At 44.4% G+C, this 14,132-nt stretch carries 5 protein-coding genes; 3 read left to right on the forward strand and 2 right to left on the reverse strand.

Annotation, left to right across the window (positions count from 1 at the left end):
* Window positions 1-15: 15 nt before the first annotated feature.
* Window positions 16-10,410, reverse strand: a complete 10,395-nt coding sequence (locus LMH68_RS02160) for a DUF11 domain-containing protein (protein WP_229647200.1) — start codon at window positions 10,408-10,410, stop codon at window positions 16-18.
* A gap of 306 nt (window positions 10,411-10,716) precedes the next feature.
* On the opposite strand from LMH68_RS02160, the gene LMH68_RS02165 reads away from it, so the two are divergent.
* Window positions 10,717-11,388: a helix-turn-helix transcriptional regulator gene (locus LMH68_RS02165; protein ID WP_413755437.1), complete on the forward strand. Its 672-nt coding sequence runs from the start codon at window positions 10,717-10,719 to the stop codon at window positions 11,386-11,388.
* Between the two features lie 79 nt (window positions 11,389-11,467).
* Window positions 11,468-12,577, forward strand: coding sequence for a helix-turn-helix domain-containing protein (locus tag LMH68_RS02170; RefSeq protein ID WP_413755439.1), 1,110 nt, complete (start codon window positions 11,468-11,470; stop codon window positions 12,575-12,577).
* Between the two features lie 28 nt (window positions 12,578-12,605).
* Here LMH68_RS02170 and LMH68_RS02175 read toward each other — a convergent pair whose 3' ends face one another.
* The gene (locus LMH68_RS02175) at window positions 12,606-13,472 is read right to left on the reverse strand and encodes a LysR family transcriptional regulator (RefSeq protein WP_229647198.1); all 867 of its coding nucleotides are present in this window, start codon (window positions 13,470-13,472) and stop codon (window positions 12,606-12,608) included.
* A gap of 141 nt (window positions 13,473-13,613) precedes the next feature.
* On the opposite strand from LMH68_RS02175, the gene LMH68_RS02180 reads away from it, so the two are divergent.
* Window positions 13,614-13,988, forward strand: coding sequence for a YybH family protein (locus LMH68_RS02180; protein ID WP_413755441.1), 375 nt, complete (start codon window positions 13,614-13,616; stop codon window positions 13,986-13,988).
* Window positions 13,989-14,132: the final 144 nt, after the last annotated feature.

A 14,132-nucleotide genomic window follows, 5' to 3' on the forward strand; every position in this document is an offset into this window, starting at 1 on the left:
TACGGTTCCAATGGCTTACTTCTGTTCACTTTGTTGGTTTTTGCGATGAACGCTAAAGTTGAACTTGGTGAGCTTGTTCGGGGTAATTCGCAACACTTTCGGGTTTTCGCTTACCACTTCCATGGAGGTGGAGAGCGAATCAGTGTCCAACTTCACTAGGAAGTTCTTACCTTTCTTATTGAGTACCCATTGGTCGGGCACGTGGTAACGACCGTACTGGTCTGTGTAAATAACGATTCCCTCAACCGTCATCAACTTAACGCCCGGAATACCATCTTCGTAAATACCTTTGTTCTCGATAACGATTTCCCACAGGTAATCCTCACCATCGCGATATAGGTTTCTGGTTACGTTGAGATTTTCTGCGCTCAGTCCCTTTTTCTTGTCCGATTCATGCTTAAACTGAATCTGACCTTGTGCGTCGAACTCGATGCGAGAGCCCGCATCGGTTGTGACGTAGAAATCAAAGCTTTGCTGTGTGCGAGTTTTAAATTGAATCACCACTTTGCTGGTTTCTGGCAGTGTTCGGTTCACTGAATGTCCCCAAAGGTCACCAAGCTCCAAACCTTGTTCAAGTGCAGTGGTTATCGCACCATCTTGAATAGCAACATCTTGACCATCACGAATGATGTGCGTCGAATCAGCGATGTAGCCTTGTGTTGCTAAGTTCGCAGTTAGCTCAACATCAAACGCGGTTGCATCAGCTTGGAATCCATCTTTGTTATGATCTTCAAAAACTTTACCGATGATCGATGAGGTATCGAACACCTTGTCCGGCTCAATGGTCACTTTGGCGGTGTCTTCATTAGAAACAGCCGAGCCATCAACCTTCGCTACTGCGGTGTTGATGTAATCACCAAAAGTGGCACCTACCGAGACACGCAATAAGTAACGAATACGCAGCTTCTCGCCCGGATCAAAGTTCAACGATGTGAACATTAACTTGCCCGTATCTGATGGATCTTGAGAGATAACCTGATCGTCTTCCGTACCGAACTCACCATCAATGCCGCTTAGCACAACTTCTGATGTATCCACGATGTATTTCAGACCACCTGGGTAACGGTCTTCCACAGTCACGTTCTTAAAGTAAGATTCATTGTTGTTCTCAACGATGATCTCGTACTCAACCGCATCACCCACTTGCGCGGTATCTTGCAACGCAGACTTGGTCAGCTCCAACTCTCCAGAATTATCAGGAATCTTCTTGATATGAGTAGTTACACTGTCGCTGGTTTCGGTACCGTCAGATTCGGTCGCCGTAAAGGTATTGGTAATGTCGTCATCCAAGCCCTTACCTAGCGTACCCACGACCTCAAACGCGTAAGCATTTCGTTTGTTGGATTTCAGGTTAACGGTAGTGTCTAAGTCTTTATTCGACGGGAAAGAATGACGCTGAATAACCGCGCCCGAGTCGTCGACTTCCACACCTTCAATTGTCCAATCGATAAAGACTTTATTACCTGTGCTGTTTTGTAGTCCACTGATCTCATCGGTTAGACGAACATTAGCCGCGTTACCTTGACCGTTGTTGGTCACGGCTAAGTAATAAGTGACACTGTCGTCATCTTCGGTGTATTCAGGCTTATCAGAACGTTTTTCAACAACCAGATCAGCACCCACTGGCGGCAAATCCAAAGCAGATACTTGATCTGCCACTGCCTGCATCGAGGTTTCAGAGGCCAACATGCCTTTAGAACGAGCGCGCATCGCTGGGCTACCAGTTAAGTCGAGGTAGTATCCAAGCACATCGATATTAGTCAGCATGTCTTCGTTGACCGTCAATGTGAACGTGTAATCAATCTTGCCGCCCGGCGATATGTCGACCAAGGTGAACAGGTCTTTGTCGTCATCAAAGGTGCCAGGTTGAGTTTCAGCCCCTTCTGATGTTGCCGTTAGTGTCCATTCATCAAACGCATTACTAAAATTACCATCAATATGATCACCCATGGATTCAGAGAACTGGGTGTAAAGCGCGACATCTTTGGCTATACCTCGGCCTATGTTTTGCACCACTAAGTGATACTCAACCTGCTCTCCCGGCACGTAATACGGGGCATCGGTAAACAGCTCAGCTTGAACCACAGCCGCAACTGTTTGAACTGGAGGACTGATAACATCGCCGCCATCTACTTGCGCAGTATTAATGATGTGTCCGGTCGCGGTATCGACTACGGTGCCTTTTGAGCGGAACACAACTGTGCCGTGCGGTGCAATATCCACACTGTACTCAATCGGGCTAATTTGCTCCGTCGTCGTTCCTACCGTGGTTGACTCAACAACCAAAGAAGTGGTTCCAGCAACAAAAGCAGGCCCAGTGGTACCATCGTAATAGCCCACCTCTATCGTGCTCATGTCATCGACAACACTTAAATCGCTGATGTAGTTGTTAGAGGTGTTTTCAATGGTAATCAAGAATTCCAGCTCACCACCCGGCTCATACTCGGTTTGTACGTTAGTTTTCGTCGCAACAAACTCAGAGTCTTTCGGTGTCATGACTACCGTTGAGTCTTGTGGTGTTCCGTTATAAGTGATGGTTGCCGTGTTACTGATATCGCCAATCGCCGTCGTACGAATCAACGCCTTAACATGGAATGTCACGGTACTTTGTGGCGCCACATCCATACTCACATCGATATCTTCACTCAAGTCGAACGTCTTGGGAGTGACAACAGAGCGATCATCCGAGGCGTCAAAGCTCACTTCCCATAGTAGGAATGCCGACTCTTGTTTATCCGCGGTCGTGTCGACTTGAATGTCACTGATGATGTCTTGAAGTTGAACACCAGATGCAAACGCATCAGAGCTGTTGGTTACGGTGATGTCGTAGTTAATCAGCTTGGTTACTTCATACGATGGCGTATCAACCGTCTTCTTGACCGAAACCGTCGCCAACACTGGTGTACTGGTAGCACTGTCATCAAATGTTGTGCCGTCAAAGGTCGCTGATGCGATGTTAGTAATATCGCCTGTCGCCAACGGATTAGTCGCAACTTGAATAGTGAAAACAATACTGTCTTGAGGCGCAATATCGAGCGTCTCATGAAGGTCTTCACCACGGGTTGCATCCGGTACTGGGGTTTCACCGGTTGTCGATACCGCAGATATTTGAATTGAAGCAGGGTCAAAAGCTTGCTCAGTCGTACCACCTGCAATCGTGGTTTCAACCGACTTCAGCGCATCTTCAATAGCAACATCTTCAGCCCAACCTAAGCCGTTATTCTTAACAGTCACGGTGTACTGAAGTGTTTCTCCCGGAAGGTACTCTGCTTTATCGACATCTTTAGTGATCTCAACTTGCGCATCTTCTGGAATGTAGGTCGCGTCTGCAGAGTGCTCACCGTCGGCGCTATCAACTTTAACGACGTTAGTGATCTCGCCTTTGGCCTTATCATTAACAGTGTTGGTCACGACAAATGAATAACTGTCACCCGGGTGAATGCTGTAAGTCGCACTATAACCCTGCGTGTTATTAACCACATCTTTGCGAGCGTTCAGTGCTGGATCGCCACTGCCATCAAGCTGTTCGTCACTAATGACCCAATTACCTGTCAACGCTTGTTCTTGATCTGGGCTGTTAGCCACCTCTGTCATGATAGTGTCGATACGATCGGTTAGAACTTGATCGACAAGGTAACCTTCACCCGTGTTAGCCACAGTGACCTTGTATGAGATTGGTTGACCCGGTTGGTATTTGGCATCAGGTTCTGCAATTGGCGTCGTTTCTTTGGTTAGAACCAATTGACCCGACTTCGGAGTGATAAAGCCTTCTCGTAAGCGAGCAATCTTTGAATCGTCCAAACCATGTCGTAGATAAGCCGTATTAGTAAAGCGCCCAATCGCGTCATCTCGTACCTTGCCTTGGACGTGAATACGGACAACTGTGTACTTATCACCGCCACCCGTACCGGCATCGTCACGCCCTGCCATCTTGATCGATTCAACAGGTAAATCGATGTCAGGACTGTTTTGACCAACTAGCTTATCTAACTCTGAGAAATCATTAGCGTCAGGGTCTGACGGCGCCGAGTTATAAAGCACATCGTAATCAACCGTCCATTCTGTCAATGCCGTTTTCATTGAGCCGTCGACGGTTTCGACTTCAAAGCCGCTGATGATGTCACGAATCGAAAACAGGCCAGAATCCACATCGTCATTGGTGATGTCGATGTAGTAATTCACTGTTCCACCCGGCACGTACTCAGGCGTATCCGTCCATTTATCAATCAGGATATTCGAGCGGCCCGGATCAAGTACGATGTCGTTGGTGTTATCACCGTTCACTTGCGCCGTGTTGGTAATAGTGCCTGTCGCTGAAGTCGACACGGTGCCTTTCACGTCAAACACAATACGCTCACCAGGACGAAGATCGACAGTTGCATTCAATGGTACGCTACCGTTGTAGTTACCTTGCACGTCATAAGTGCCAACAGGTTCAACCGCAATAGCCGTTGTCCAGCTAGAGAACGCATCATCGCCATCTTCGGTTTTAATGGTGTGAATCGCATCAATAACGCTCACGTCATTTGCGATGCTATCGCCTGTGTTATCTAACGTAACTTGATACTCAACATCACCACGTGGTGCGTAAGTACAACCGCTGCCATCGTTTGAAGGAACAGAACACCCTGCCGATTCACCATCGGTATACACCAAGGTTTTGAAGTAATCGAGTTCAGCATCTTTAGGTGGTATCACTTGCGACGTTGCAGAGTCACTTCCTGCGGTCACTTGGTTCGCATCAATCGTGCCCAAAGCGTCGTCACGAACGACACCGGTTAAGTTAAAGGTCAGCACTTCTCCCGCTGCAATATCGGTTTCAATATCAAGGTTGCCACTGGTGTTGTAGCTTGGTACATAGGTATCAATATTGGCATCAATACCATTGCTGACTTCATGGGTCATATCGCCAGAAACAAAAGCGGATTCCGTTTTACCGCCAATCACTTCGACTTGAATGTCTGTGATTGTGTCTTTGACCTGAATATCATTCGCCCAACCGTTTTCAGGGTTTGTGACTACAAATTCATACTCAACTTCGTCACCCGGAAGATAGGTATCACCATCACTGAACGGGTTGCCGTTGATCGACACCACACGTTTTTCAACACTGGTATTATTTTCAAGCGGCATTAAATTCGCTGTTCGAGCACTACCGTCGTACGTCGCTTTATTTTGAATGTCACCCAATGCATCTTCACGAATTTGAGCATGAATAGTGAACGTTAGGCTTTCTTGAGGCGCGATAACAATGTCGTTATCAATATCGATGTTATTGCCCGGTACAAAGTCAATCGCGTCGGTAATAGAGCCTGTCGCAACCGTTTTATCTAGGCTAACTTCCCAGCCAGCCAGGAACGGTTGTCCAACAGGATCACCACCTGTTGTGGTGCTGTCTTCTGCAATACGAGTTTGAATTTCCGAAATCGCATCTTCTAGGCGAGAACCATATTCAATACCATCACCCGCATTCTTAATCTCAACGCGGTAATAAACCTCACTCTCACCAGAAGCTTGAGAATATTCAGTTTTTTGCGAAGAGAAGCCTGCATCATAAAACGCTTTTTTAGAGAACGTGACTTCAGGATCTGCCATCGTTGATGGTGGCGATACCGCGATCAACTCATTGCCATTGTCTTCGTCGATGAAAGCTTTGTTGGTAAAAGAACCAACCGCTTTCGGACTGATCTTGGCTTTTATGACATAGCGGACAAACGCTGACGATGCAGCTCGGCCAAAGTTGTCTGCCGAGATATCGAAGTGAGTATCAATCGGCTTATTGTCTTGGATTGAGTTATCAACATCTGGGTTGGAAATACCTGAGCTATCAGTGAATGTTTCAATCGTCCAGCTATCAAATGCAGGGCCACGCGTTCCATCAAAGTATTGAGTGTTAATTTGGTCGATGTCATCACGCAAGCTCATATCATCAACGTGGGCGCTCGCAATGTTCTCAATTAAAATTTCATATTCAACATAACCACCTGGCATGTAGTTAGTTGCGCCAACCAGTTCGTTTTCATCCGTGTCGTAATACGCCAGAATGTTCTTTTCAAAATCAACTTTACGAGCTTCTTGCTGAATATCATGAGAAATGGTGTCGCCATCAACGGTTAGAACGTTAACAACATCGCCATTGGCTTTGTCATTGATGGTCGCGACAACTTGGTACTCAAGCTTAGCGCCCATCGGAATATCGGCTTCAACATTTAAGTTACTGTTGGTTGATGTGTAAACATTGCCAGCACCTGCGCCCGCATCCACATACTCAGAATCAGTTCCAGTTGCGATCGATGTGATGGTCCAATCTGAATACGCTGGTCCTGTATTACCATCCACTAAGCTGACCGTAATATCTTCGAGGTTATCGACGATTGGAATATCGTGAGCGTTACCTTTGCCGTCATTCTCAATCACTAAGTGATAGGTCACGGTTTGAGCGGGCTCGTACACCGCTTCATCAGTCGTTTTATCAAAATCTAAATGGTAGTCATCGGGAATCACGACGGTATCTCGATAATGAATATCACCGACCGCATCCGGTCTTACGGTACCTGTTACTGTGTAAGTCACGTCTTCGCCAGCATCGATATCAATCGAGGTTACGATGTCAGTGTCGTTCGCAACATCACCGTCTTTGGTACCATCTGTTGTACCCGCGTTCGCAGGATCGCTCTTAGCAACCGCCACCGTAAACTTGTTTGAACCTACCGAATCATCGAAAAATGGATTACCTGAATTGCCATCTTGTAGCTCCACTGATATGTCATTAATCAGTTCGTTAACGTCTACGTTGTTTCGATAACCATGTCCATCTTGAGAGTTGTACCTAATGGTATAAGTCAACTCATCTCCCGGAGAGTAGCGGTTAATGTTAGTAGTGCGAACAACGCCGCCGTTATTATGTACCTGATGGTTTTCAGCCACGGCACGTTTGGCATACTCACAATCGTCAGTACAACCGGCATTATCATCATGAATCAGCACGGCTTCGTTGCGGATTATGCCGCCGTCTCTGTCCGCTACACCGTTAGATACCGCATTGTCTTTGACATGCGCCTTAATACGCACCGTGACAAAGTCTTTGGCCGGAATTGAAACTGGGAACTCCACATCTTCAGTCGTTTGAGGGCCGAAACCAGAGCCAGTATCAACAGACCAATAGTCAAACGGGTTTTGATTAAGAACATCTTCTACTTCACCATCTTTATCATTCGCTAGCGTAGTAGTGATCTCACTCAGGCGATCCATGAAGATAAGATCGGTCTCATCAGTGTCGCTGTTATTGCCAATAACGATGGTGTAGGTGAGATCTTCACCCGGCGTGTAGCGGACAACATCGGTCGTTTTGGCTAATGAAACATTGATGTCATAGGTACTGTGTGAGTTATCTATTTGAGCGGAAGAGCTGTGGTCACGGTCTGTAATAGGATCGTAAACATCAACACGGTTCGATACTTGTTCTTCTTCATAGTCAGACTTAACAATGCCGCTCACCTCATAGTGAACCCACCCTCCGGGAGTGATATCAACGTCGGTATCGATGTCAGTGTCGTTAGCAATGTCACCGTAACGAGAACCCGGTTTATCTGTGTTGGTCGAACCTACAATTGTCCAACTATTAAAGAAGTTAAGCGCTGAAATACTATCTTGTACCGTTGCGTCATTTGCATAGCCAACACCGCGGTTATAGATATAAATATCGAACGTAGCGCGCTCACCTACAACAAAGTCGGTATTTTGAGCGGTCTTAGCGACTACAAGATTCGGCTCGCTAGGATAGGTACGTACCGTATCCGATAGATTAGTATCTGGTCCCGTCACTGTTGCGGTATTGGTGAATGCTCCCCAAAGAATCTCACTGTCGACACTGCGATCGAGTGTCCCAACAATGGTATAAGTAATCGTCGCACCTGGCGGGAGCTGAGCGGTGGCATCCAGATCATTGTTATCCGAGAACGATCCAGGGTCAGTCACGGCTTTCACCCACGGGGAGTCTGCCTCTCTTTCTGCACTGATCGTCCACGAAGAGAACACGGGCTTGGTTTCACCCGGCTCGTGAAGTAACTCTGCTTCTATGGTACTGATTTCATCTTTAACATTGATGTTAGAGGCGAAACCGTTCCCTGCTGGGTTGGTAATGCTGATCGTATAAGTGACAGTATTGGTGGTGTCGGTATACGCGTTTTGTTCGTTATGGCCATCAACACGCTTATCCAATACTAAGTAGTAATCTCGTGGGTATGAGCCTCTGTCGGAATAAAGCACGCTGTCGACTGTCACTTCATTACGGATTTCATCATCGGCAATGGGGTTTACGATCGCCGCAATGCTATAAACGATCTTATCGTGTGGGGCCAACTTAGCCTTCTCGTCCAAGATAAGTTTATTGCTTTGATTACCTTCAATTTGACCAGTAAAGCCGGGATCACTGTTTGTCGAAATTGAGCCGTCAGAGGCATAGGATTTCGCAGTAATAACCCAGCTCAAATATGCTTTAGTCGGTGTATCGTTAATAGACTGAGTCATGACAGAGACTAAATCATCATAAACCGGTACATCAATCGCGTAGCCGTCACCGTTATTCTCTACCGTGATGTCGTAGTTCAGGGTACCGCCAGCTGAGTAGTAACGAGAATCCACTTCCTTTTGGACTTTTAATTTCGAGTTTGGCATTTGGACGCCAGAACCCGACTCGCCTAAGTTATCCCCTAAGCACAAGCCGGCATCGGTACCATCATCAACAATCTGCCCCACACTGGTATCTGCCACTTTTGCGGTCAGCTTATAATGAACGAAGCCCTCAGGTGCGAGGTCGACTTTCAAATTGATGTCGTTTGTTGTCCAAGTATTGTAATTAAATGAACCATAATTCGATCCTTCACCACTTCTATCAGCGACTTCAAGCTTCCACTCGGAAAATGCTGAAGCATTAGAGCCATCCGCTTGCTCTGTCACGATACAAGCAAATTTATCGACAACTTCGATATCGTTGGCGAAGAACTCTGTGTCCTTGTTAGAAATAACAATGTCATAGACCACTTCGTTATCACCGACTATCCCCGGAACATAAGTCGTATCTGTGGTGTTCTTATTACGTGTAATTTGACTTGATGACGTCGTCAGAACGTCTTTCGAATCGAGAATATTGGCCAAAGCATCGCCAGAATCTGCGTGGCCATCAGCATCAACCACTCGGGCTGCAACTTGGGGAATTTGACCAATAGACACAGGGCTAACGTCCACCACAACGGAATAAACAATCTGCTCACCGGGATAGATAGACACTTTGTCTTCTAGTGACTTGTTGGACTCCTTTCCAGATGCATTGAGTTCAGAAAGGCTATTAGAACCGATCGAGGTCACTTCATTGGTCCAAAAATCGTAAGGGTTACCAACCGTGTCAGTTGCGTTCTTTTCGTTGCTGACATCGTTACCTAGATCGGTTTCAAGATCCGCAAGAAACTGCTGAACCGAATAATAGTACGCGATACCAGTGTTTGCTTGATTAGCAACCGTGACCGTATAGGAAAACTCATCGTCGACTAGGTAGTTATCCGATTGGTTCAAGGTATGTGTCAGGGTGATACTAGGCTCAGTGGGTGGAGTGATAACCTCATCAACTGTAACCAAGTCATCGCGTGTTTCAGCAGTTATGTCGTCATTAACAATGTCGCCGACTAAATTGTCGGCAACAGTTGCTTGAATTTCGTAAGTCACAGACCCGCCAATATCAATCGACGCACCACTTACTGATAAGTCCCCTGATTCGGCGAAGGTGCCTGGTTCGCTCTTGCTACCTTCAACCTTGCTGACTGAGTTAACGTTGTCAGTAAAGGCTTGTTGTAAAGCCCCTTCAATATTGAGTGCCTTTATGTCTGAAAGGACATCTTGAACGTCGAGCGTCTGAATAAAGGTATCGCCAGTATTCGAAACCTTAATCTTATAGGTGAGTTTGTTATTGAGTTGATAGTTCGTCTTATCGACCGAAACAACAACATCATGTTGGTACACACCGCGCTGAATGGATTCTGTATTTGATTCAATAGCATCCAACAGTCCAGTGCTCGCACTTGCGACGTTATCAATCGTACCAGCTGCGTCAGCAGAAACGGTGGCGACCATGGTGTAGGTTACCGATCCACCAGCCGCAATACGTACACCTGATGCATCTAAATTCCCGAAGCGACTGTAATCACCCGGAGATGAAAGGAAGGAGGATTGCGCTTGAGTTGAGACTTGCGAGAACGCGTTGACATTATTCCCTTGATCATCTGTCGTTAAGATATTTAACAGCTCATCTTTAACGTCCAACTCAGCGATAGCTTTATCCGACTCATTCGTTAAAACAAGCGTATAAGCCACCTCTTGGTCGTTGTCGTAAGACGCGCTGTCAACAGACAGATCCATAACAAGACCCGTTGTGTCCGCATAGGAGGCAAATGGAAACAATAGAATGGATAAGAAAAAGGCAAGATTGTATCTGAACATTAACGCGCACTTCACAGTAGATTGACAAGTGTCTAGGCAAAAAGCCATAGATTTGACGTCACTAATTTGGCACTTAGCCTGTTAGGGACATGCGCAACATACAGTTCAAATAATCCGAACAATTAACATCCGTAAAAAACAAATTACTGAAGATGTTAAATAGAGAATCCGATGTCTAAACTAGAATCAAGACATTGAGTTAATTATCAGAAGGTTAATGTTTTAATGAGTGAGTTTTCACAGTTGTTACGTAACTTCAGAAAGGAACTTCAATTTACACAAACAGAGTTTGCAACCTACTTAAATCAGCTGGACGATGAGTTTAATGCGGTTGACGTCGTAACGATAAATCGTTGGGAAAACAGTAAGGTAAAGCCTAGTACATACAAAGCACTCAAGATCTTACAGCACCTTGGCGGAGATTTGTTTGAGACAATAAAGAGCTTTAAGTCCGAACAAAAAGACACACTAATCGAACTGTTTTTAAACGAATCCTATGGCTCATTTCAAAGTAGAATTTCAGCTCTATCAGGCCTGAATCAACAACAAGGCGAACGCAACTTTAAGTCACTGCCTTTAATGTCAGAGCCATGTGACACTGGCGTTATCGACAGAATCAAACTACTTTCTAAATTCACAAAAGTAGATATATCGCCACTGGACCAAATTGATTTATATCTCTATTACTGTGAGAAAAAAGCACATGGTCACAAACTGATCAATGTAGATGGCGACATTGTGAGTCACAACGTAGGCTTTTTCTTTGAAGACCATCAATTTGAGACATTAAAAACTCAAGAGCTAGATCTAAGAATGGCCTGCTCTTTAAATTCAAGCAAAAGCATAAATTATTTTAATATAAGCTCACACTCAGAGACAAAAGAATCATGTTATTGAGCATATAGTTTCAGATATACAGTTACTTTCTCAGAACAAAAACATTAAAAAATATTCTGTTTTAGTAAAAGACCCCAACATGATGAAACTCTTGAAGGGCGTGGGGTTTGAAGTATTTAAATTTTCAGAACCTTCTGCTAAAAAATGTAATATTACATTCAAAAATAAATATTATAGCTACTGTATATTAACGATTGATAAAATAGACTATCTGACGAATCGGAACGTAATGTCACTAATCAAAGATGAATATTCTACCATGATGAAATTTCCGCAATTACTGCGCGAAGCGCGCAAGAAATTGAAGTTAACGCAAAAGGATTTTGCGGTATACATTAATCACTTAGATGATGAATTCAGCTCTGTAGATGTCGTAACGATAAATCGATGGGAAAATAGCAAAGTAAAGCCAAGTAATTACAAAGCCCTAAAGCTACTGGACTGCCTTGGTCTGGACTTGTATACAACGTTGAAATCCTTTGATTCAGAAGATAACGAAGACAGTGCATTACTTGAAGACTTCCTTCGTGAGAGGTTCTTTTCGTTTCAAAGCCGAATATCGTCTATCACTAAAGGGGAAATAGAAGAAGGCTGCGACTGTCAGATCATGCCACTAATGACAGATCAGAATGACAAATCAGTAATAGATAGAATAAAGCTGATTTCACAATATACAAAGGTGGATCCTTCAGCTCTTGATACTATCGACCTGTTTCTCTATTGCAGTGAAAAAAAGGCGCATGGCAGAAAAATGGTCGATGTTAATGGCGATATTGTTAGTCATAGCCTAGGTTTTTTCTTCAACGAAGAGGTATTCGAGCAATACCAAAATAAACATCTACATATTAAGCAAGCCTGCTCTTTAGATTCTAATCATAACTTAAATTACATTGTGGTTAGCGGTCACTCTGAGAAGCGTGAACAATCTATTGCGAACCTGATTTCCGATATGAAGCTTCTTGCAAGAAATACTAAGATTAAAAAGTATTCCATGATCATAAAGAACCCAAGTGCATTGGAACTTATGAAGAACATCGGATTTGAAATATGGAAGTTTTCAGAACCAACAGAACAAAAGTCGAACATCACCTTCAAAAACAAAAACTACCGCTATTGCGTACTGACTATCGACAAGATCGAATTACTGAGTAATAAACATGTTATTTCTTTTATTAGTAAATATGGTTAAGCACCGGATTTTACCAACGATAGAAAGCTTATACTAAATTCTGCTTAAGCTTTTCTTCCAACGCTTGGATACACAGCTTGATGGCGATAGGCGTATTTGAAGCAAATGGGTTTAGCGCATAAACCGTGTTGGTGGGTAATTCAAAGCTTGGCAGCACGTCGACAACATCACCAAATAACTGAGGAATGCAGAAATCTGGAATCACACCGATACCAACACCTGATTTAATCAGTGCAAGGCAACTATGGAATGAATTAGTGGTACAACTGGCTTGTTGTTGGTAGACGAAGTCTTGCTCACCTTGAGAGCTAAAATGATGAGTCACCTGTTTTCCCTGCCATGAGTTAGCAATATAAGGAATTGATTCAAGTTCACGCTCTCGCATGCTTTCTACGCCGCACAACACGTCTTTAAACTCGCCTAACCGTTTCTGCTTAAGATTACTGTCGCGCGAGCTACCCACTCGTACCGCGAGATCAATATCGTGATCCATGAAATCCAAGTGTTGATCATCACTGATCAGCTCAGGCTTTAGTTTCGGGTATTGCTTCATTAAATCCGCAATAACAGGCGCTACCAATAAATCCATCAAGGCATTCGGAGCTGTGATACGAATCCGGCCTTGTGGCTCTTCTAGCTCGGCTTTTGCCATATCCCAAGCCGATTCAGCGATCACATTGATGTCTTTGCAACTCAAATAAAAGCGCTCACCCATGCTTGTCAAAGTTTGTCTTCGTGTTGTGCGTTTAAGGAGAGAGGCGCCTAACTCTTGTTCTAGAATTTTGAGATGTTGACTGACGACAGATTTAGACAACTCTAACTTTTCAGCCGCAGCCGAGACTGAACCCTGATCTACGATATGAGCGAAAATCGACATCTGCTTTAGCTTACTCATCTTATTGTTCTCTTTTTACAAACAGTATTTTCCATTATCTCTGTTTTTAAAATCAATTTCCAAGACTAAACTCAATTCAACTTATCGAAATACCAAATAAAAAAGACAGTGCTCGAAACAAGACTGTTATGGAGAAAGACAATGTTAGACAACCAAATTTTAGAAGCATGTAAGCAAGGCATTAACGCGTGGCAAAAGGCTTTCAACAACCAAGATGCGAAAGGTTGTGCCAATCAATATACTAAAAGCTGTGTAATGGAAGCGCGTCCATTTGGTACTTTTGAAGGTCATGAAGCGATTCAAGCATTTTGGCAAAACATCATCGACCAAGGTTTCAAAGACGTTGATTACACCGATGTAAAATGGGAAGAGCACCCAGACGGCGGTTACATTCTTACCGCGAGTTGGACAATGAACAAAGCGTTTGGCGTTGTACATCATGAACACTGGGCACTTGAAGCCGATGGCTGCGCTCGCTTAGTCAGCGACAACTTCGAAGTTCAAGGCGAACGCTAGAGCTGTAATTAACAGCTAGAAGCTCAAAAATAGAAACAGAAAACAAAAAGCCAGCAATCCAAATGGACTGCTGGCTTTATAATGTTCACTCTTGTCGCCCTTTCACTTGGTTTGAAGGTGATTGAGTGACTCTACACAATCACT

It is taken from the genome of Vibrio sp. F13, from assembly GCF_020806305.2.
Taxonomy (GTDB): domain Bacteria; phylum Pseudomonadota; class Gammaproteobacteria; order Enterobacterales; family Vibrionaceae; genus Vibrio; species Vibrio crassostreae_C.